This window comes from Bacillus sp. COPE52 (genome assembly GCF_003355115.1).
Classification (GTDB): Bacteria; Bacillota; Bacilli; order Bacillales; family Bacillaceae_G; genus Bacillus_A; species Bacillus_A toyonensis.
In genome coordinates, this window is record NZ_CP031292.1 from 3,777,485 (window position 1) to 3,797,973 (window position 20,489).

At 35.6% G+C, this 20,489-nt stretch carries 21 protein-coding genes; 16 read left to right on the plus strand and 5 right to left on the minus strand.

Annotation, left to right across the window (positions count from 1 at the left end; genetic code table 11):
* Positions 1-325 precede the first annotated feature (325 nt).
* Entirely contained in the window at positions 326-595 is a 270-nt protein-coding gene (locus DPQ31_RS19015) for a UPF0223 family protein (RefSeq protein ID WP_208730885.1), read from the plus strand.
* 80 nt (positions 596-675) lie between these two features.
* Here the strand turns inward: DPQ31_RS19015 and DPQ31_RS19020 are convergent, their stop codons facing one another.
* Complete coding sequence (locus DPQ31_RS19020) at positions 676-1,302, minus strand: YktB family protein (RefSeq protein ID WP_087969772.1); 627 nt, start codon at positions 1,300-1,302, stop codon at positions 676-678.
* Between the two features lie 206 nt (positions 1,303-1,508).
* Between DPQ31_RS19020 and DPQ31_RS19025 the strand changes: the two genes are divergently transcribed.
* Complete coding sequence (locus DPQ31_RS19025) at positions 1,509-1,697, plus strand: hypothetical protein (RefSeq protein WP_001250164.1); 189 nt, start codon at positions 1,509-1,511, stop codon at positions 1,695-1,697.
* Positions 1,698-1,785: 88 nt separating this feature from the next.
* Entirely contained in the window at positions 1,786-2,577 is a 792-nt protein-coding gene (locus DPQ31_RS19030) for an inositol monophosphatase family protein (RefSeq protein WP_001158712.1), read from the plus strand.
* Positions 2,578-2,621: 44 nt separating this feature from the next.
* On the opposite strand, the gene DPQ31_RS19035 is transcribed toward DPQ31_RS19030, so the two are convergent.
* Positions 2,622-2,801, minus strand: a complete 180-nt coding sequence (locus DPQ31_RS19035) for a DUF5325 family protein (RefSeq protein ID WP_000400129.1) — start codon at positions 2,799-2,801, stop codon at positions 2,622-2,624.
* 140 nt (positions 2,802-2,941) lie between these two features.
* Between DPQ31_RS19035 and typA the strand changes: the two genes are divergently transcribed.
* The 3 genes from typA to DPQ31_RS19050 all read left to right on the plus strand — a co-directional run bounded on the left by typA (position 2,942) and on the right by DPQ31_RS19050 (position 5,537).
* Positions 2,942-4,786: a translational GTPase TypA gene (typA, locus tag DPQ31_RS19040; protein WP_000914753.1), complete on the plus strand. Its 1,845-nt coding sequence runs from the start codon at positions 2,942-2,944 to the stop codon at positions 4,784-4,786.
* A 157-nt stretch (positions 4,787-4,943) separates the two neighbouring features.
* Positions 4,944-5,246 (plus strand): YlaH-like family protein, encoded by a 303-nt coding sequence (locus DPQ31_RS19045; protein WP_000893661.1) that lies wholly within the window; start codon positions 4,944-4,946, stop codon positions 5,244-5,246.
* Between the two features lie 15 nt (positions 5,247-5,261).
* The gene (locus DPQ31_RS19050) at positions 5,262-5,537 is read left to right on the plus strand and encodes a hypothetical protein (RefSeq protein ID WP_001258146.1); all 276 of its coding nucleotides are present in this window, start codon (positions 5,262-5,264) and stop codon (positions 5,535-5,537) included.
* Between the two features lie 35 nt (positions 5,538-5,572).
* On the opposite strand, the gene DPQ31_RS19055 is transcribed toward DPQ31_RS19050, so the two are convergent.
* A complete protein-coding gene (locus DPQ31_RS19055; protein WP_002093346.1) occupies positions 5,573-5,773 on the minus strand; it encodes a YlaI family protein in 201 nt (66 codons plus the stop codon).
* A 145-nt stretch (positions 5,774-5,918) separates the two neighbouring features.
* Between DPQ31_RS19055 and DPQ31_RS19060 the strand changes: the two genes are divergently transcribed.
* Positions 5,919-6,374 (plus strand): pyridoxamine 5'-phosphate oxidase family protein, encoded by a 456-nt coding sequence (locus tag DPQ31_RS19060; RefSeq protein WP_000024575.1) that lies wholly within the window; start codon positions 5,919-5,921, stop codon positions 6,372-6,374.
* Between the two features lie 246 nt (positions 6,375-6,620).
* A complete protein-coding gene (locus DPQ31_RS19065) occupies positions 6,621-7,949 on the plus strand; it encodes a PhoH family protein (RefSeq protein ID WP_000358079.1) in 1,329 nt (442 codons plus the stop codon).
* 43 nt (positions 7,950-7,992) lie between these two features.
* Here DPQ31_RS19065 and DPQ31_RS19070 read toward each other — a convergent pair whose 3' ends face one another.
* Positions 7,993-8,490, minus strand: coding sequence for a hypothetical protein (locus tag DPQ31_RS19070; RefSeq protein ID WP_001289791.1), 498 nt, complete (start codon positions 8,488-8,490; stop codon positions 7,993-7,995).
* Positions 8,491-8,640: 150 nt separating this feature from the next.
* On the opposite strand from DPQ31_RS19070, the gene DPQ31_RS19075 reads away from it, so the two are divergent.
* The 3 genes from DPQ31_RS19075 (at position 8,641) to pyc (ending at position 14,011) form a co-directional block, all read left to right on the plus strand.
* A complete protein-coding gene (locus tag DPQ31_RS19075; protein WP_000135695.1) occupies positions 8,641-8,928 on the plus strand; it encodes an Fpa/YlaN family protein in 288 nt (95 codons plus the stop codon).
* A 125-nt stretch (positions 8,929-9,053) separates the two neighbouring features.
* Positions 9,054-10,232, plus strand: coding sequence for an FtsW/RodA/SpoVE family cell cycle protein (locus DPQ31_RS19080; RefSeq protein ID WP_208730887.1), 1,179 nt, complete (start codon positions 9,054-9,056; stop codon positions 10,230-10,232).
* A gap of 332 nt (positions 10,233-10,564) precedes the next feature.
* Positions 10,565-14,011, plus strand: a complete 3,447-nt coding sequence (pyc, locus tag DPQ31_RS19085; protein ID WP_000164046.1) for a pyruvate carboxylase — start codon at positions 10,565-10,567, stop codon at positions 14,009-14,011.
* An 84-nt stretch (positions 14,012-14,095) separates the two neighbouring features.
* Here the strand turns inward: pyc and ctaA are convergent, their stop codons facing one another.
* Entirely contained in the window at positions 14,096-15,031 is a 936-nt protein-coding gene (ctaA, locus tag DPQ31_RS19090) for a heme A synthase (RefSeq protein ID WP_001188753.1), read from the minus strand.
* A 498-nt stretch (positions 15,032-15,529) separates the two neighbouring features.
* Here ctaA and ctaB point away from each other — a divergent pair, with 498 nt between their 5' ends.
* From ctaB to ctaF, 5 genes are all read left to right on the plus strand, one after another.
* Positions 15,530-16,453 (plus strand): protoheme IX farnesyltransferase, encoded by a 924-nt coding sequence (gene ctaB, locus DPQ31_RS19095; protein WP_001015063.1) that lies wholly within the window; start codon positions 15,530-15,532, stop codon positions 16,451-16,453.
* A gap of 93 nt (positions 16,454-16,546) precedes the next feature.
* The gene (gene coxB, locus DPQ31_RS19100; RefSeq protein WP_000745270.1) at positions 16,547-17,596 is read left to right on the plus strand and encodes a cytochrome c oxidase subunit II; all 1,050 of its coding nucleotides are present in this window, start codon (positions 16,547-16,549) and stop codon (positions 17,594-17,596) included.
* A gap of 60 nt (positions 17,597-17,656) precedes the next feature.
* Positions 17,657-19,492, plus strand: a complete 1,836-nt coding sequence (gene ctaD, locus DPQ31_RS19105) for a cytochrome c oxidase subunit I (protein WP_170957719.1) — start codon at positions 17,657-17,659, stop codon at positions 19,490-19,492.
* A complete protein-coding gene (gene ctaE / locus DPQ31_RS19110; RefSeq protein ID WP_000557861.1) occupies positions 19,492-20,115 on the plus strand; it encodes a cytochrome c oxidase subunit III in 624 nt (207 codons plus the stop codon). The genes ctaD and ctaE overlap by 1 nt, the downstream gene beginning before the upstream one ends.
* 3 nt (positions 20,116-20,118) lie before the next feature.
* On the plus strand, positions 20,119-20,451 hold the full coding sequence (gene ctaF / locus DPQ31_RS19115; protein ID WP_001007827.1) for a cytochrome c oxidase subunit IVB: 333 nt from the start codon (positions 20,119-20,121) through the stop codon (positions 20,449-20,451).
* Positions 20,452-20,489: the final 38 nt, after the last annotated feature.

Below are 20,489 nucleotides of genomic sequence, written 5' to 3' on the forward strand. Positions count from 1 at the left end.
TCATCTCATTCTAAAAGGAAAGTAAGGTAATTAACTTTTAAAACGAGACTTGTTTTCCTGCCATTCACAAAATCCTTTTGGATGGTAGTCACACTTTATTTTCTATAAAACAAAAGCATTATATCACCAATAATTATAGATGTATATAAAAAAATATTTTTATGGTGAGTATGTGTAATAGTTATTTCCAAGTCAACTCATAGAGGAAGACAATTCCATTAAAATGAATAAATAGTGTATAATGCAGAGTGGCTATAATGAAGAATAAAAAATTTTCTTTAAGATAGCATAATGAAACACGTAGAAATGATAAATGAGGTGCAAAATGGAATATCAATATCCGTTAGATTACGATTGGTCAAATGAAGAAATGATTGCCATTGTGAAGTTTTATGAAGCAATTGAGAAGGCATATGAAAAAGGAATTAGAAGAGAAGAATTAATGGGATTATATCGTCGTTTTAAAGAGATTGTTCCATCAAAAGCAGAAGAAAAGAAAATTGATAAAGAGTTTCAAGAAGTAAGTGGATATTCTATATATCGTACTATTCAAAGGGCGAAAGAAGTCGAAGAACAAAAGCTTGTAAAAATGTAAAAATATTTTGAAAAATAAAAACTGAAGTGATATAATGTGATAACAACTAAAAACGGACAATATAAATTGTCCGTTTTCTACTATCGATTACAAAGTGCATATAAAGGAAGGAGTGATTGCATCGTAGATTCAATCTTAGCAAGGAATTGTTCGTTGGTCATTGCTGAAAACTCCTCTGGTGATATATGAATACCAACTAATAGTTCTGCTTTTTTCACAGTAGCTAAACGTTCAATCATCTTTTGTAAGTCTTCTGTTTCAAGCGTTTTATGCAATTTTACACTTGGTTTAGTATGGTCAATGGACCAAACGAAGTCATTTGGAATATTTGTTTTTAAATCATTTAAATGTTCTAAGAAGGCGTGAGCCGTCTCCACTTTTTGTGGACACTCATAGATTAAACCAAAGTATATGAAGGCGTGAGTACCCCATAAACCAATTTGAAAATGTGGTAGCATTTTATATCCTCGTTTATTTGTTGAAAAAGCAACCCAAGTATCGTTTGGTGGATTGACTTTGCGGCGTGCATGTTTTGCGACATGATAAAAAAAGTTCTCATCAGTTTGTTTGGATAAATACTCTGCAAACTGTTCCCCTAAAGCTTCTAGCTTAGGATGAATGTTCGTTTTAATTGCAATCATTCGTTCTTCGAGACCATCAACTGTAAAGACATCAAAATCAGTTGATTTGAATGTTTGTAGTGTCATGATTGTTCCTCCAACTCCTATTTTGTTTTTATTTTAGCATAGCTTGTACTATTCATAAAAAAAACAGCACAAAAAAATTTAAATAAAAAAATATAATTTTGTTGCATAGATGATTTATCCAACATAGTATAGTATAAAACAAAAAATCAGAAAATTGAATTAATTCTAGTCCGAGGGCAGACGAATATTGGGAGGAGGCAAATAATATGAGACAGGTGATTAATGCGTTAAAGAGAACAGATGCTGAAAAGAGAATACCGGTGCTACGTTTGGAGCTAGATTATGAATTAGCAACTTTATATGATGCAATGATGGAGGATGACAAACAGAAAAAAGAAGAGTGCGTACAAAAATTAGAAGTGTTGAGACTTGAAATGATTCGTTTAGAAGCGTAATAATAGTATATGTATAAAAAATTAGTTGGTGCGAACCTTATAAAGGGTTCGTTTTTTCTGTGAACAGTATAGATCGGAGTGTTTAAACATGCAAGAGGTATGGAAAGATATCGATGCACACGCCAAACGGTGGATTCGAGATGCAGGAGAGCGCTTAATGGCATCACTGAAACAAGCACTTATTATAGAAACGAAATCAAATGCAGCTGATTTAGTAACAAACATGGACCGGGAAATAGAACAGTATTTAATTGGGAAAATTAAAGAAACATTCCCAACCCATAATATTTTAGGAGAAGAAGGCTATGGAGATGAGATAACTTCTTCTGACGGGGTTGTTTGGTTAATTGATCCAATTGATGGTACAATGAATTTTGTACATCAAAAAAGAAATTTCGCAATTTCAATTGGAATTTATGAGAACGGTATCGGAAAAATTGGTCTTATTTATGATCCTGTTCATGATGAATTATATCATGCGGTAAAGGGAGTTGGAGCGTTTTGTAATGATACGCCAATTCCTCTATTGGAAAAAGGAACAGTAGAGAATGGTATTATAGCTTTAAATGCGATATGGCTTACCGACAATCCATTGCTTAATATGGAAAGTATGATGGCACTTGTTAAGAAAGCAAGGGGTACGAGATCATATGGCTGTGCAGCATTAGAAATGGTATACGTTGCAACGGGAAGAATAGATGCATATGTAACGCCGAGATTATCACCATGGGATTTTGGTGGGGGGCAGATCATAGTTGAGGAAGTTGGAGGAAAGGTGACAACATTCTCCGGAGCTCCGCTGTCTATTATAGAGAAAAGCAGTGTATTAGTTGCAAAACCGGGAGTATATGAGGAAGTATTATCATTTATATCGCAGTAACAAAAAAAGTAAGAGGCTATATACAAGCTTCTTACTTTTTAACATTATTGCGATTTACGCATTTTTCTTTTTGTTACAAAACCATATCCAACTGTAACAAATGTGCCGATAATGCAAATAATAATACCAATGGGACTATTTTCAGCAACCATAATGCCGATACCGATTAAGAAAATAACACCGATAATTGCAGTTAATAAAAAGCGATATTGAATGTGTTCCATTTCTTCACCCTCCAATCTCATTTTACTTTCACAAAAGTAAGAATACAACTATATTTTCATTCTTGATTTTATTTTGATTGCCATTGTATCCCCTTCGCTCTTATAATAGAGAAGGATTAAAAAGACATTAGGAGTTGGACATGTTGAAAAAACGACAAGATTTACGAAATATAGCAATTATTGCCCACGTTGACCATGGTAAAACAACACTTGTTGACCAGTTATTACGTCAAGCGGGGACGTTCCGTGCGAATGAACATATTGAAGAACGCGCAATGGACTCAAATGATCTAGAAAGAGAACGCGGTATTACAATTTTAGCGAAAAATACTGCGATTCACTATGAAGATAAAAGAATTAACATTTTAGATACACCTGGTCATGCGGACTTCGGTGGAGAAGTAGAACGTATCATGAAAATGGTTGATGGTGTTCTACTTGTTGTTGATGCATATGAAGGTTGTATGCCACAAACACGATTTGTTTTAAAGAAAGCTCTTGAGCAAAACTTAACACCAATCGTAGTTGTAAACAAAATTGACCGTGACTTTGCTCGCCCTGACGAAGTAGTTGATGAAGTTGTTGACTTATTCATCGAGCTTGGTGCAAACGAAGATCAATTAGAGTTCCCAGTTGTATTTGCATCAGCAATGAACGGAACAGCAAGCTTAGATTCAAATCCAGCAAATCAAGAAGAGAATATGAAATCATTGTTTGACACAATTATTGAACATATTCCAGCACCAGTGGATAACAGTGAAGAGCCACTTCAATTCCAAGTAGCACTTCTTGATTACAATGACTACGTTGGTCGTATCGGAGTTGGACGCGTATTCCGCGGTACTATGAAAGTAGGACAACAAGTTGCATTAATGAAGGTTGACGGAAGTGTAAAACAATTCCGTGTAACGAAATTATTTGGTTACATTGGATTAAAACGTCAAGAAATTGAAGAAGCAAAAGCTGGAGATTTAGTAGCTGTTTCAGGTATGGAAGACATTAACGTTGGTGAAACAGTATGCCCAGTTGAGCATGAAGAGGCTTTACCATTATTACGTATTGATGAGCCAACACTACAAATGACATTCCTTGTAAATAACAGCCCATTTGCAGGTCGTGAAGGTAAATACATTACATCTCGTAAAATTGAAGAGCGTCTTCGTTCACAATTAGAAACAGATGTAAGTTTACGTGTAGATAATACAGATTCTCCTGATGCGTGGATCGTATCTGGACGTGGTGAGTTACATTTATCTATCCTAATTGAAAACATGCGTCGTGAAGGTTATGAACTACAAGTATCTAAACCTGAAGTAATTATTAAAGATGTTGATGGCGTAAGATGTGAGCCTGTAGAGCGCGTACAAATCGATGTGCCTGAAGAATACACTGGTTCTATTATGGAATCAATGGGTGCACGTAAAGGTGAAATGTTAGATATGGTGAATAACGGAAACGGTCAAGTTCGCCTTACTTTCATGGTTCCAGCACGTGGTTTAATTGGTTACACAACAGAATTCTTAACATTAACTCGTGGTTACGGTATTTTAAACCATACATTCGATTGCTACCAACCAGTACACGCTGGACAAGTAGGTGGACGTCGTCAAGGTGTTCTAGTTTCACTTGAAACAGGAAAAGCATCACAATACGGTATTATGCAAGTTGAAGATCGCGGTGTAATCTTCGTTGAACCAGGTACAGAAGTATATGCTGGTATGATTGTTGGAGAACATACACGTGAAAATGATTTAACAGTTAACGTTGTAAAAATGAAACAACAAACTAACATTCGTTCTGCAACGAAAGACCAAACTTCAACAATGAAAAAACCACGCTTAATGACTTTAGAAGAGTCATTAGAGTACTTAAACGATGACGAGTTCTGTGAAGTGACTCCGGAATCAATCCGTCTACGTAAAAAGATTCTTGATAAGAGCGAGCGCGAAAGAGCTGCTAAGAAAAAGAAATCTGTAGAAGCGTAAAAACAAAAAAACAACTACCTTTCCAAAAGGTAGTTGTTTTTTTGTTTTATTTATTTTTAGAATATTTATTCTTTTTTGTGGACAGTATTTTTTTTGCGAGTTACTCTTGTATTAAGTGTATAAAGAAAACTTGTTTTTATAGCTAGGGGGGAAGAGTGTGTTAGAAAGGATGTCTTTTTTTGCTAAATTATGTAAGGTGGATGAAAATCCAGAATTAGGAATGTGGTTACTTTATGGAACGATTATTATATTAAGTGCTCTCGTTTATAATTTAGGATTTGCTAGAAAATTATCTGTACTAAAAAATATCGTGATATATATTTCTTTAGCAATTGGATGTACAGTGTTAACCTTTTTTGCTGTATTTTTACCTGTTGGGGAGGGGCTTGTTGTAGCAGCAATTGTACTAGGAATTTATAGATTGCGCTTACGTCAAGCAAAACAAGAAAAAGTAGGATGAGGGGGAATTAATGACATGCGTTCAGTACAAGATGCACTATATAATTGGTTAACGATTAAAACAGTTGCGGAAGCACGCCCCGATGATAGTGCTGCGAAAGAAACGTATTTGTTATTTCAAAATATGATATATGAAGAACATAAATTAAGAGATGTGGAAGTTAAAAAGAATGAGGAAATGTATTTGATTACATATGAAATTGATGGGGAAAGAAAATCTGTGAGATTTCCATTAGAAGCTATTGATTGTTTTTTGGATCAGATGAATCGTGAACCTGAAAAATATAAATAAGTCCTTATCGATATGATTAAGGACTTATTTATATTTTACCAATCGTCTTCAACTTTTTTATCACGGTATAATCGGAAATTACCACTTGCATGACGTTCCATCGTACGCTCTGCAATTCGTTCCGAACATTCCATGCACATATATGTATGAATAGGGCGATTACGCAGTTTTTTTGCCGTAGGATTTTCGTCATCTAACATATCTTTTTTATCACAGATCATACATTTGACTCTCATTTCGTCACCTCAATACGAATTCTATCGGTATAAGTATATCATGGAAGTATGATGTTTTTGAATAATAGGAGGAAAAAATAATATTTTCGCAATTCGAAAAATAAGTTATGATAAGGATATATTAAGTATATTTGGAGGTGGAAATATGGCGAATGTAGTAGAGCCTACATTAACAGATGATTTAGTACAAACGTTCCGTAAAGAATGTATTGTTATGGTAGCAACAACAGATTTCGAAAAACAAGTTCCTAACGTAAGTGCTATTTCTTGGGTGTATGCAGTGAGTGAAACTAGTATTCGATTTGCGGTAGATCAACGTTCACGTATTGTGGAAAATATAAGGCGCAATCCGGGAGTGGTATTGACTATAATGGCGAATGGATCCGTATTTTCCATAAGTGGTGCAGGTGAAATTTTGACAGATAGAATGGAAGGCATTCCTCTAAAATTAGCTGTAATAGAAGTAAGTGTGCAAGAAGTACGTGATGTTATGTTTTATGGAGCAAAACTTGCAATTGAACCAAAATATGAAAAAACATACGATCTTCGGGCAGCAAAAAAACTGGATAACCAAGTGTTGGTAGGGATAAAAGAATTATAAGTGAGATGAATAAGAAAATTGTTCATTAACTTTTGGAATCAGTTATTGTGATTTAACGTTAATAATTAAAATTAAAAGTAATATATTGAATAGAAATGAATAAAAAATAAAGAAAAGGTTTAATTGCTATAATTTTCGATTCTACCTCGTTTATACGGTACATATAATTATAACAATGGTTCGTCCATATTTTATGGATGAAACCCTTGTTCTACAAATATAAAAGTGGAGTCAGGGGGTAACAGGTTGGATAAAATTTATGTGTTAGATACGAATGTACTTTTGCAGGATCCTTTATCTATTTTTTCATTTGAAACCAATGAAGTAGTGATTCCGGCAGTTGTATTAGAAGAGGTTGATTCGAAGAAACGTTATATGGACGAAGTAGGACGAAATGCTCGTTATGTATCTAAGTTAATAGATAAATTTCGTGAAATAGGAAAGCTGCATGAAAGTATTCCGCTAGAAAACGGCGGTACATTTCGTATTGAATTAAATCATCGTTCATTTGTTCAACTACAAGATATTTTTGTAGAAAAAACAAATGATAATCGAATTTTAGCAGTAGCGAAAAATCTATCTTTAGAAGAACAAGAAAAAGAGGACGGGAAGTCTGTTATTTTAGTAAGTAAAGACGTGCTCGTAAGGGTAAAAGCTGATGCAATTGGATTGAAGGCTGAAGATTATTTAAGTGATCGCGTAATTGAAGTAGATAATATATATTCAGGTTTTTTAGAAGGGTATATATCAAAAGAACAATTGGATTATTTTTATGAAAAAGGTGAATTACCTTTATCTGAAATTGCAAATCATCCTTTTTATCCAAATCAGTTTGTGGTAATGAAGGATGCACTTGGGGGTTCTAGTTCTGCACTTGGCATTGTAGATCACTTAGGTAAGAAGGTGAAGAAACTTATTTTTCACAATGAGCAAGTGTGGGGGATACGACCACGAAACGTGCAGCAAATAATGGGATTAGAATTGTTGCTTCGCGAAGATATTCCGCTTGTAACGTTAACGGGGAAAGCTGGTACAGGAAAAACGTTACTTGCGTTAGCTTCGGGATTAATGCAAACGGAAGATTTAGGGTTATATAAAAAATTACTTGTTGCAAGACCAATTGTTCCAGTCGGAAAAGATATCGGTTATTTACCAGGAGAAAAAGAAGAAAAGTTAAGACCATGGATGCAGCCGATTTTTGATAATCTAGAGTATTTATTTAATACGAAAAAGCCAGGGGAATTAGATGCTATTTTAGCTGGAATGGGTTCGATTGAAGTAGAGGCTCTTACTTATATACGTGGCAGAAGTATTCCAGACCAATTCATTATTATTGATGAGGCACAAAATTTAACGAAGCATGAAGTGAAGACGATATTAACGAGAGTAGGAGAGAAAAGTAAGATTGTATTAATGGGAGATCCTCAGCAAATCGATCATCCATATTTAGATGAATATAATAACGGTTTAACATACGTTGTCGAGAAATTTAAAGAGCAACGTATTAGTGGTCATGTAAAGTTTGTTAAAGGAGAGCGCTCGAATTTAGCTCAACTAGCAGCGGATTTATTATAAAAAGGAGTGAGCTTCAGCTCACTCCTTTTTTTTAGTATACTCGTTAAATAATTGTGAATTTACGGATGTTACGGATTGGATTTTGTCTATTAGATCCATCATTGAAATATAGATGTACAGGTCCGTCCTCTTTTAATGGTTTTCCTTCTTTTGAAAAACCAAGAATGGCCTTGTTGACCGTTTCTAATGGTAGTGTAATGGTAGTATCTACTGTTTCAATTTCAACTTGCATAGCGTCCTCTAAAATTTCGGCGTTAGCAAGAAATGGATGAAATGGTATACCAAATGTCCCAGTAATCAGCTGTTCTTTTTTATATTTCTTTACACTTTGTTGTATTGGCGGGAAGGCAGCACCATCACGGATTTCACGATCCCAATGTTCTGAAGTGTTCTTTAAGTAAGCTTCTAGTTCAGACGTGTTTTCTCTAGTTTCATCAAAGTAAGTTGTCAAATCTACTTTTCGATCGTCAAAAATCCAAACAGTTGGATCAATAGTGATTGGAAAACGTACTTTTCCATTAATAAATAAAATTTCGCTCATTGTTGTTCCCCCATTTGTGTTATACTCCCACTTTTCAGTATAATAGTATTAGACACTGTTGTCACAAAAAATGTTTCTATTGCAATTTATTAAAACTATCGCTAATATTAATAGATATGAGAGAGTAGGACGGAAACGGAGGGAATCAATTTGGCGTCTGAGACAGTATCAAATCATCAGGAAAAGGCACTAGCCCTTCTACAAGCGGATGCAGAGAAGATTTTAAGACTTATTAAGGTGCAAATGGACCATCTTACAATGCCGCAATGTCCATTATATGAAGAAGTTTTAGACACACAAATGTTTGGACTATCCCGCGAGGTCGATTTTGCGGTTCGCCTTGGTCTTATTGCAGAAGAGCAAGGGAAAGCAATGTTAGGAGAGCTCGAACGTGAGTTATCTGCACTTCATGAAGCATTTACAAACAAACAACAATAACGGGTTCAAATAAGGGGGCTCAAACTAAAACAGTTTGAGCTTTTTATTTGTATAATAAAGCAGGAAGAACGTATATACATATGGAATACAACAATAATTAATTTGAAACAGAGAGAGGAAATGAAATGAAAAGAATATGGAAATCAATGGATTATTCATTATTACTTCCTCTTGTTATTTTATGTGTGCTGGGAGTCATAATGGTATATAGTTCTAGTTCCATTGTTGCGATTTCGCGGTTTGATAAACCAGCAAATTTCTTTTTTAAAAGACAAGTACTTACTTTAGTTGTTGGGACAATGGTATTAATAATTATGGCTACTATCCCATATAAAGTTTGGAGAAAACGAATTTTTTTGTTGGGGAGTTACGGTGCTAGTGTTGCCTTATTAGCGGCAGCTGCCTTTTTCACTAAGTCAGTAAACGGTGCAAACGGATGGATATTTGGAATACAGCCTGCGGAATTTGTGAAGATAACAGTTATTCTCGTATTGGCTCATTTTTTTGCGAAAAGGCAAGAAACAAATACGTCCGTTTTCAAAGGATCGGGACCGGTACTTTTAGGTATTGGTTTAATTATGTTTTTAATTTTAAAGCAAAATGACTTAGGTACTGATATGTTAATTGCGGGAACGGTAGGAATCATGTTTCTTTGTTCAGGAGTTAGTGTTAATTTATGGATAAAAAGATTCTTATTAACGTCTATAGTATGGGTCCCGATGTTGTATTTTATTGGGAATTATAAATTAAGTCCATACCAAAAAGCGCGATTTTCAGTTTTTCTGGATCCATTTAGCGATCCGCAAAAGGATGGATTTCAATTAATAAATTCATTTATTGGAATTGCTTCAGGCGGGTTAAATGGTAGAGGATTAGGGAATAGTATACAAAAGTATGGTTACTTACCAGAGCCACAAACGGATTTTATTATGGCGATTATATCTGAAGAACTAGGCTTTATAGGTGTAGCTATCATTTTAATCTGTTTATTGTTAATTATCATTCGCTCATTTAGAGTGGCGCAAAAGTGTACAGATCCATTTGGAAGCTTAATAGCCATCGGAATTGCAAGTTTGTTTGGAGTTCAAACGTTTATCAATGTCGGTGGTATGTCTGGATTAATACCGCTTACTGGGGTACCGTTACCTTTTGTTAGTTACGGCGGAAGTTCCTTGTTAGCCAATCTACTTGCGATGGGGATATTATTGAATATTGCTAGTCATGTGAAAAGACAAGAAAAACAACAAAATGAGTTAGTTAAAGAAAGAGAACAAGGTGGACCGCATCTTGTAGTTGTAAAATAAAAACACATTGTGCTGTAGAGCACAATGTGTTTTTTTATTTAAAGTAATTTCAAATGTGATATATTAATTGTTTTTATATCCGAAAAATATATCACATTAAAACAAATGTGATATACAATTAGGTTGTTCGAAAAGGAAGAGGTATGCTATACTATTTTTGTGAAACAAATTGCACAGAAAACTTATCATTTGTTAAAAAATAAGGTATGATGGATAAAAATAAAGTGAAACTTTCTAAGTATAATATAATGTGGAAAGTGAAGAACTTCACGCTTTTTATGGTGTGTATATATTTTATCTCTAAAGTGGTAGGAAAGTAGAGGGGGAAAATCATGACAAAGCTGCAACGTATTCAAAAAGTATTGGTAGCTAACCGTGGAGAGATTGCAATTCGTGTGTTTCGAGCTTGTTCGGAACTTGGATTAAAAACAGTTGCAATCTATTCTAAAGAGGATAGCGGTTCTTATCATCGCTATAAAGCCGATGAGTCCTATTTAGTTGGGGAAGGGAAAAAGCCAATTGATGCTTATCTAGATATTGAGGGCATTATTGAGATTGCGAAAAGCAATCATGTAGATGCAATCCACCCTGGATATGGTTTCTTGTCAGAAAATATCCAATTTGCAAAACGTTGTGAAGAAGAAGGAATTATCTTTATTGGTCCGAAAAGTGAGCATTTAGATATGTTTGGAGATAAAGTGAAAGCAAGAACACAAGCGCAGCTAGCACAAATTCCGGTTATTCCTGGTAGTGATGGCCCAATAGATTCAATAGAAGAAGTCGAAGAGTTTGCTGAAAAGTATGATTACCCGATTATTATTAAAGCGTCCCTTGGTGGTGGCGGTCGAGGTATGCGTATAGTACGAGCTAGTGAAGAATTAAGAGAATCGTATAATCGCGCGAAATCAGAAGCAAAAGCAGCCTTTGGTAATGATGAAGTATACGTTGAAAAATTCGTTGAAAAACCTAAACATATAGAAGTACAAATTTTAGCAGATGAAGAAGGCAATGTTGTTCACTTATTCGAGCGTGACTGTTCTGTGCAACGTCGCCATCAAAAAGTTGTCGAAATCGCACCAAGCGTTTCGCTTTCAGATGATTTGCGTCAACGTATTTGTGAAGCTGCTGTGAAGTTAACGAAAAATGTAAACTATTTAAACGCAGGAACGGTAGAATTTCTTGTAAAAGGTGATGAGTTTTACTTCATAGAAGTAAACCCACGTGTTCAAGTTGAACATACGATTACAGAGATGATTACAGGAGTGGATATCGTTCAATCGCAAATTTTAATAGCTGATGGACATGCATTACATAGTAAAATGGTAGGTGTTCCGAAGCAAGAAGAAGTGGTTGTGCACGGATTTGCAATCCAATCTCGTGTAACGACTGAGGACCCACTAAATAATTTTATGCCGGATACAGGAAAAATTATGGCGTACCGATCAGGCGGTGGCTTTGGTGTTCGTCTTGATACAGGTAATAGTTTCCAAGGTGCAGTTATTACACCGTACTACGATTCTTTACTTGTAAAAGTTACGACTTGGGCTCTTACTTTTGAACAAGCTGCTGCAAAAATGGAACGTAACTTAAAAGAATTCCGTATTCGTGGTATTAAAACAAATATTCCATTCCTAGAGAATGTAGTAAAACATAAAAACTTCTTATCAGGAGAATATGATACGTCGTTTATTGACGCGTCACCTGAACTGTTCTTATTCCCGAAACGTAAAGACCGCGGAACGAAAATGTTAAATTACATTGGTTCAGTAACAGTAAATGGTTTCCCGGGAGTAGGGAAAAAAGAGAAACCAATTTTCCCGGATGCTCGTATACCAAATGTAGTACACTCAGAGCCGATACAAAATGGAACAAAACAAATTTTGGATGAGCGTGGAGCGGATGGATTAGTAAAGTGGGTTCAAGATCAAAAACGTGTACTTTTAACTGATACAACATTCCGTGATGCGCATCAGTCACTACTTGCAACTCGTATTCGTACAAAAGATTTACATCAAATTGCAGAGCCGACAGCGAGAATGTTACCGAACTTATTCTCAGCGGAAATGTGGGGCGGTGCAACGTTCGATGTTGCGTATCGTTTCTTAAAAGAAGATCCATGGGAACGATTACTAGATCTTCGTGAAAAAATGCCGAATGTTTTATTCCAAATGTTACTTCGCTCTTCAAACGCAGTTGGTTACAAAAACTATCCAGATAATTTAATTCAAAAATTTGTGGAATGTTCTGCTCAAGCTGGCATTGATGTATTCCGAATTTTTGATAGTTTAAACTGGGTAGAAGGTATGAGAGTTGCGATTGATGCTGTACGAGATACTGGCAAAATTGCAGAAGCGACAATGTGTTATACAGGAGATATTCATGATCCGTTACGTAGTAAATATGATTTGAATTATTATAAAAACTTGGCGAAAGAATTAGAAGCATCAGGTGCTCATATATTAGGTATTAAAGATATGGCAGGTTTATTAAAACCTAATGCTGCATACGATTTAGTTTCTGCATTAAAAGAGACAGTATCGATTCCGATTCACTTGCACACACATGATACGAGCGGAAACGGTATATTAACGTATACGAAGGCAATTGAAGCGGGTGTTGATATTGTCGATGTAGCGGTGAGTTCAATGGCAGGTCAAACGTCACAACCAAGTGCGAACACACTATACTACGCATTAGGCGGAAATGAAAGACAACCAGATGTTAATATAGATTCATTAGAAAAACTATCTCATTACTGGGAAGATGTACGCAAATACTATGCACCGTTTGAAAGTGGTATGAATGCACCTCACACAGAGGTATATATGCACGAAATGCCGGGTGGGCAGTATAGTAATCTTCAGCAACAAGCAAAGGCGGTTGGTTTAGGAGATCGCTTCGATGAAGTGAAAGTAATGTACCGTCGTGTGAATGACATGTTTGGAGACATTGTAAAAGTAACTCCATCTTCAAAAGTTGTTGGTGATATGGCATTATTTATGGTTCAAAACCATTTGACAGAACAAGATATTTTAGAGCGTGGACATGCTTTGGATTTCCCAGGATCTGTTGTTGAAATGTTCTCTGGTGATTTAGGTCAACCGTACGGTGGTTTTCCGAAAGAATTACAAAAGATTATTTTAAAAGGGAAAGAGCCGTTAACAGTAAGACCGGGTGAATTGTTAGAGCCAGTAGATTTTGATGCTTTAAAAGAAGAGTTATTCCATAAACTTGGACGCGAAGTAACGATTTTCGATGTAGTTGCGTACGCGTTATATCCGAAAGTATTTATGGACTACGAAAAAGTTGCTGAGATGTATGGTAATGTATCTGTGCTTGATACACCGACATTCTTCTATGGTATGAGACTTGGTGAAGAAATTGATGTGGAAATTGAGCAAGGTAAAACATTGATGGTTAAACTAGTATCAATTGGAGAACCTCAGCCGGATGGAAATCGTATTCTTTACTTAGAATTTAACGGACAACCACGTGAGATTGTTGTGAAAGACGAAAGTGTGAAAGCAACAGTTGCACAACGTGTGAAAGGAAACCGTGAAAATCCAAACCATATTAGCGCAACGATGCCAGGAACGGTTATTAAAGTAGTTGTAAAAGAAGGCGATGAAGTGAAAAAAGGCGATTCTATGGCAATTACAGAAGCGATGAAAATGGAAACGACAGTTCAAGCGCCGTTCAATGGTAAAGTGAAGAAAGTATATGTTAACGATGGTGATGCAATTCAAACGGGTGATTTACTTATTGAATTAGATCACTAAAATAAGGAAAGAGCTGTGTAAATACAGCTCTTTTTTTATTGCAAAAAATCCCTTGCCGATTCGGCAAGGGATTTTAGTTTTAAATTATTTTGTTTGTTTAGAAGTTGATTCGGATTCTTTTGCGTTCACTTTACTTCTTGTTCCTAACATAACTAAATAGCATAATACAGCAAACAAGCAAGAAATGAATAGGGAATGTAATAATGCCATTGCTAAACTAGCATTTGTATATACAACTAAAATCCCAACAATAGCTTGAAGTGTTACAAGAATAAAGGAAATAATCCATCCCCAGTATACTACGCTTTGTTGCTTATATTGACGAATAGCAATAATCATTGCATATAGTATCCAAAGGAATATTAATATCGCTGCAGCTCTATGCCCCATTTGAACCCACTCATGTAATTGAGTCGGCCATGGTCTATTTTTACTACATAAAGGAAAGTCTGGACAGGCTAAGCTAGCTCGTTCGTGACGTACTAAAGCCCCTGTGTAGACGACGATATAACTGTAAATTGTTACACCATAAATGTGAAATTTCATTTTTTTATCCATAATAAGTGAACGTGCATCAAATTTCTGATCAATTTCAAAAATAAGACACGTTAACAAAATAACAGAAGCGAATGAAATTAAGGAAATACCAAAATGGATAGCAAGTACAGCTGGCATTTGACCCCAAACAACGGCTGCCGCTCCCATTAATGCTTGTGCAACTAAAAATACGAAGGATAAAATTGCTAACGTTTTTGTTTCGCGCACATGTTTATAATACTTCCAGGATAAAATACAAAGGAGAGTGACAAGTATTCCTGCTGATCCTGATGTAAGGCGGTGACTTAGTTCAATAATAGTTTCCATCGATAAATTAGATGGAACTAACTCACCATTACAAAGCGGCCATGATTTACCGCAGCCTTGGCCAGAACCTGTTTTTGTAACTAAAGCGCCTCCTAATAATACTACTAATAAATCAAGACTTGTAATGACTGCTAACCATTTAATAAAGCGTTGCAATCTCTTTCACCATCTTTCTGCTATGAAGTTATTGCGAAATATTTTCATTCCATTATGTATAGAATAAAACGCGCTAGTTCCTATGATATATAAAAAATAATAAAATAGCAAAGAAATGGAGGGGGAAGACAAAGGGGAGAAAAAGGGTGTGAAAATAGAATTTATAAGGGAATTTTTAGGGGGAAAATAGGCTATTTTGAAAAGAAATGGGGAGAATACGTGTTAAATATGACAAAATAGTTTATTATAGAAAGTAACATCATGTTATGATAAGGATAAGTAAGAAGTAAGCTTTTTTATATTCGACACAAAAAGTTCATGTTTTCTTCACAAAATGTTCGGGAAATATGATTTAATATATTGGAGTATGGGCGTAGATTAGTAGTAGAATGGGTTAACAATATTTCTACTGTAATAATATTGCTATATAGAAGCGAATTATTTCATTCGAAATAGGCGCAAAAAGAAAGATGAAAGTTTTAAGAGGGGGTTAAAGTGATGAACCATGCAACAAGTGAGCTGCATGATGAGTCAGCTGTAACAAGTGTACCCGAAACAACTCGGTTACAAGATTTATCAGCGCTCGTTAAAATGGGGATTGTAAACTCAAATACACTTACTGTATTTACAGGATTTTGGTTGGCGTTACACTTTAATGGATTAAGTGTGATGGACAATCTGGATAAGCTATTTTTTACAATCGTTGGTTCCGGATTAATTATGGCAGGGGTATGTTGTTTAAATAACTACATTGATCGAGACATCGATCCGTTAATGGAAAGAACAAAAACCCGTCCAACGGTTACAGGAAAGTATAAACCAGGTTTTGCACTTACATTTGGACTAGTTATATTACTACTTGGATTTGTATTCTTATTATTAACAACACCGATGGCAGTATTAATGGGATTTATTGGTGCCTTCACATATGTTGTTTTATATACTTTATGGACAAAGAGAAAGTATACGCTAAATACTGTTGTAGGTAGTATTTCTGGAGCAGTTCCACCTTTAATTGGATGGGCAGCAATTGATCCATCTTTAGGCCATCCAATTGCTTGGATGTTATTTTTAATTATGTTTATTTGGCAAATCCCACATTTCCTTGCGTTAGCGATGAAACGTGTTGATGAATATCGAAATGCAGGAATTCCAATGCTTCCTGTAGTTCATGGATTTGAAATTACGAAACGCCAAATTATGATTTGGACAGTATGTTTATTACCACTACCATTTTATATGAGTGGACTTGGGATAACATTTATGGTACTTGCAACATTGCTTAACATCGGATGGATCGTTTTAGGATTTTATGGCTTCCGTAAGAAGGATGACATCAAATGGTCCGTACAAATGTTTGTTTATTCCCTAAATTATTTAACAATCTTATTTGTATCAATGATTGTAGTTACATTCTTCTAAGACAACGACATAATTGGATTTCTTTACGTTGAGATTTACTTTACTTAACTATAAAGTACAATCTAATTCACAAGGAAAGTGGGGGTTGTTTGTATGAAGAAACAGTGGCGACTGCTTTCGTTCGTTTCACTGCTGGCTTTACTGTTAGGGGGATGCGGTAAAGCCTTTCAATCTACTTTAATTCCGCAAGGAGAAGTAGCAAAAATGCAATATGATCTGCTCTTACTAGCGAGTGCGATCATGGTAGGAGTAGTACTAGTAGTTACTATTATTTTCTTGTATGTAATTGTGCGTTTCCGACAAAAGAAAGGTCAGGAAGATTATATTCCAGAACAAGTTGAAGGGAATCACAAACTAGAAATTATATGGACAGTTATTCCGATTATTCTTTTACTAATCTTAGCTGTTCCGACGGTTACATATACATTCAAACTTGCTGATGTAAGTGCGATGGAGAAAAAGAATATTGATAAAGATACGATCGTTGTTGATGTAACAGCGAATCTTTATTGGTGGGAATTTTCTTATAAATCAGAAAAAATAGTAACTTCGCAAGATTTAGTTATCCCCACAGGTAAGAAAGTGTATTTGAATTTGAAGGGTGCCGATATTAAACATTCATTCTGGGTTCCATCTTTAGCTGGTAAAATGGATACAAATACAGACAATGTAAACAAAATGTGGTTAAAGGCAGATAAATCGGGCACTTATAATGGTTTTTGTACAGAGTTTTGCGGCCCGTCACATTCTTTAATGCAATTTAAAGTGAAAGCTTTAGATGAAAGCGAGTACAAAAAATGGCTTGCTGATATGAAGAAGATTGATGGGAAAAAAGAAGTAGCTTCAACAAAGGCGCAAGAGGGCCAAGAAATATTTAATAAAAGCTGTATTGGTTGTCATGCAGTTGGATCTAATGATAGTAGACCACCTTCCGCTCGTATCGCACCAAACTTAGCAAACTTTGCTGATCGTGATACGGTTGCTGGTATTGCCGAAAATAATGAAGAAAACTTAAAAAAATGGCTGAAAGATCCTGAAAATATGAAGCCAGGAAATAAAATGACTGGTAAATATGGCAACTTAACGGATGATCAAATTGATGCATTAAATGCATACTTACAAACGTTAAAGATTGAAAAGTAAAGAGGGATTATTCGCGAAGGGGAGGTTGAAAACGTGAGCTCTGTAGCAAAAAAACAGGGGATGGGTGCTGTCATATGGGATTATTTAACGACAGTAGACCATAAAAAGATTGCCATTCTCTATTTAATTGCAGGTGGATTGTTTTTTATAATAGGCGGAATAGAAGCACTATTTATTCGCCTTCAATTAGCGATTCCTAACAACGCTTTTCTTGTTGGGGATGCTTATAATCAAGTATTAACGATGCACGGTACAACAATGATTTTCCTCGCAGCTATGCCACTCGTGTTTGCATTTATGAACGCCGCCGTGCCACTTCAAATTGGTGCGCGTGATGTAGCGTTCCCGTTTTTGAATTCACTCGGATTTTGGTTATTTTTCTTTGGTGGAGTATTTTTAAATTTAAGTTGGTTTTTAGGTGGAGCACCTGATGCAGGATGGACATCTTATGCATCATTAGCTTTAGCTTCTAAAGGCCATGGTGTTGATTTTTATGTACTCGGCTTGCAAATTTCAGGTATTGGTACATTAATTGGAGGTATTAACTTCCTTGTTACAATCATTAATATGCGTGCGCCAGGAATGACGTATATGCGTATGCCAATGTTTACATGGACAACGTTTGTAACATCTTCACTTATATTATTTGCTTTTCCGCCGTTAACTGTAGGATTAGGACTTTTAATGTTAGATCGTTTATTTGGAACAAGTTTCTTTAATCCAGCATTAGGTGGGAACACAATTATATGGGAGCATTTATTCTGGATTTTCGGTCATCCGGAAGTATACATTCTTATACTCCCAGCTTTCGGAATATTCTCAGAAATCTTCGCGACATTTTCGAAAAAACGATTATTTGGTTATTCATCGATGGTGTTTGCGACAGTATTAATTGGATTTTTAGGATTCATGGTATGGGCGCATCACATGTTTACTGTTGGCCTTGGTCCAGTTGCAAATGCTATTTTCTCAGTTGCGACAATGGCAATTGCGGTTCCGACAGGTATTAAAATATTTAACTGGCTCTTTACAATGTGGGGCGGAAGTATTCGTTTTACAACACCGATGATGTGGGCGGTAGCTTTTATTCCATCATTCGTAATGGGTGGAGTTACAGGCGTTATGCTTGCATCTGCACCAGCTGATTATCAATTTCATGATAACTATTTCGTAGTAGCGCACTTTCATTATGTAATCGTCGGTGGTGTTGTATTTGGTTTACTTGCAGGGGCTCATTATTATTGGCCACTGATGTTTAATAAAATATTAAATGAAACATTAGGTAAGATAACATTTTGGTTATTCTTTATCGGTTTCCATTTAACATTCTTTATTCAGCATTTCCTTGGATTGATTGGTATGCCACGTCGTTACTACACATATCTTGAGGGGCAAGGATTGGAAATGGGGAATATGATTAGTTCTATTGGAGCTGTGTTTATGGCTCTTGGAACGATTGTTCTTCTATTCAATGTAATAAAAACAACTGTATCAAAAGAGAAGGCTGGTCGTGATCCATGGGATGGACGTACACTAGAATGGACAATGCCAGCACCTACACCGGAATATAATTTCAAACAATTACCATTTGTTCGCGGGTTAGATCCGTTTTGGATTGAAAAACGTGAAGGTAATAAAGAGATGACGGCGGCGGAACCAGTTGGTGATATTCATATGCCAAATGCTTCATTTTCACCATTTATCATTTCTCTAGGCTTATTCATAGCGGCATTCGGTGCAATGTATATGCAAGGTGGAAAAGATAAGTTCTGGTTATTAGTAGCAATTATTGGTTTAATCATTACATTTGGCGCAATGTTCCTTCGTTCAGTAGTCGATGATCATGGATATCATATTCATAAGGAAGATTTAGAGGATAAGGGGGGCAAGGCATAATGCATGTAGATGAAAAATTAACGAATGAAACATTTCCAGCAGAGCCTGAAAAAGCAACCCTTGAGGGGAAAAATAAGTTTGTCGGTTTTTGGTTATTTCTTGGAGGCGAAACAGTATTGTTCGCTTCCTTGTTTGGCACATATTTAGCATTAAAAAACTCTACAAATGGTGGACCAACATCTCAAGAGATGTTTCAAATGCCGCTTGTTTTCATTATGACGATGCTTTTATTAACGAGTAGTTTAACGAGTGTATATGCGATGTACCATATGAAAAACTTTAATTTTAAGAAAATGCAACTTTGGCTACTTGTAACAGTGTTGCTTGGCTTAGGGTTTTTGGGATTTGAAATATATGAGTTTTATCATTATACACATGAATTTAAGCATACTATGAGAAGTAGTGCATTTGGCTCTGCATTTTATGCTCTTGTTGGTACACATGGACTTCACGTATTGTTTGGATTGTGTTGGATTTTAACATTAATTTTTAGAAATGCGAAGCGTGGTTTAAATTTATACAACGCACCAAAGTTTTATGTTGCATCAATTTATTGGCACTTTATTGACGTAGTTTGGGTGTTTATTTTCACTGTAGTATATTTAATGGGAATGGTGGGATAAACAATGGCGATAAGACAAACAAATAATCCTAAGGTGGATCTTGTTTATCGGAAGAGAAAAAGTGCAGAGGAGATGAAGCACCAAGTTATTACGTTTGCGCTAATGATTTTCCTGACATTAGTTGCATTTGTAGCGGTAGCATATCCAAAAACTTTTAGTCCAACCTTCTCTGTTCCGTTTATTTTACTATTGGCAGTGGTGCAAGTAATTTTTCAATTGTATTATTTTATGCATATGAGCCATAAAGGGCATGAGGCTGCAAGTTTCTTTCTGTATTCTGGCCTGTTAATAGGATTAATTACAATTTTAGCTTTTATGACAATCGTGTGGATTTGAAAAGTGAAGAATAAGGGGGCTTGTGTTGTCACAGCCCC

Excerpts from the sequence above, each read along its gene's own strand:
- DPQ31_RS19015 (WP_208730885.1), top strand. The coding sequence starts at position 326 with ATGGAATATCAATATCCGTTAGATTACGATTGGTCAAATGAAGAAATG.
- DPQ31_RS19020 (WP_087969772.1), bottom strand. The coding sequence starts at position 1,302 with ATGACACTACAAACATTCAAATCAACTGATTTTGATGTCTTTACAGTT.
- DPQ31_RS19025 (WP_001250164.1), top strand. The coding sequence starts at position 1,509 with ATGAGACAGGTGATTAATGCGTTAAAGAGAACAGATGCTGAAAAGAGA.
- DPQ31_RS19030 (WP_001158712.1), top strand. The coding sequence starts at position 1,786 with ATGCAAGAGGTATGGAAAGATATCGATGCACACGCCAAACGGTGGATT.
- DPQ31_RS19035 (WP_000400129.1), bottom strand. The coding sequence starts at position 2,801 with ATGGAACACATTCAATATCGCTTTTTATTAACTGCAATTATCGGTGTT.
- typA (WP_000914753.1), top strand. The coding sequence starts at position 2,942 with ATGTTGAAAAAACGACAAGATTTACGAAATATAGCAATTATTGCCCAC.
- DPQ31_RS19050 (WP_001258146.1), top strand. The coding sequence starts at position 5,262 with ATGCGTTCAGTACAAGATGCACTATATAATTGGTTAACGATTAAAACA.
- DPQ31_RS19055 (WP_002093346.1), bottom strand. The coding sequence starts at position 5,773 with ATGAGAGTCAAATGTATGATCTGTGATAAAAAAGATATGTTAGATGAC.
- DPQ31_RS19060 (WP_000024575.1), top strand. The coding sequence starts at position 5,919 with ATGGCGAATGTAGTAGAGCCTACATTAACAGATGATTTAGTACAAACG.
- DPQ31_RS19070 (WP_001289791.1), bottom strand. The coding sequence starts at position 8,490 with ATGAGCGAAATTTTATTTATTAATGGAAAAGTACGTTTTCCAATCACT.
- DPQ31_RS19080 (WP_208730887.1), top strand. The coding sequence starts at position 9,054 with ATGAAAAGAATATGGAAATCAATGGATTATTCATTATTACTTCCTCTT.
- pyc (WP_000164046.1), top strand. The coding sequence starts at position 10,565 with ATGACAAAGCTGCAACGTATTCAAAAAGTATTGGTAGCTAACCGTGGA.
- ctaB (WP_001015063.1), top strand. The coding sequence starts at position 15,530 with ATGAACCATGCAACAAGTGAGCTGCATGATGAGTCAGCTGTAACAAGT.
- coxB (WP_000745270.1), top strand. The coding sequence starts at position 16,547 with ATGAAGAAACAGTGGCGACTGCTTTCGTTCGTTTCACTGCTGGCTTTA.
- ctaD (WP_170957719.1), top strand. The coding sequence starts at position 17,657 with ATGGGTGCTGTCATATGGGATTATTTAACGACAGTAGACCATAAAAAG.
- ctaE (WP_000557861.1), top strand. The coding sequence starts at position 19,492 with ATGCATGTAGATGAAAAATTAACGAATGAAACATTTCCAGCAGAGCCT.
- ctaF (WP_001007827.1), top strand. The coding sequence starts at position 20,119 with ATGGCGATAAGACAAACAAATAATCCTAAGGTGGATCTTGTTTATCGG.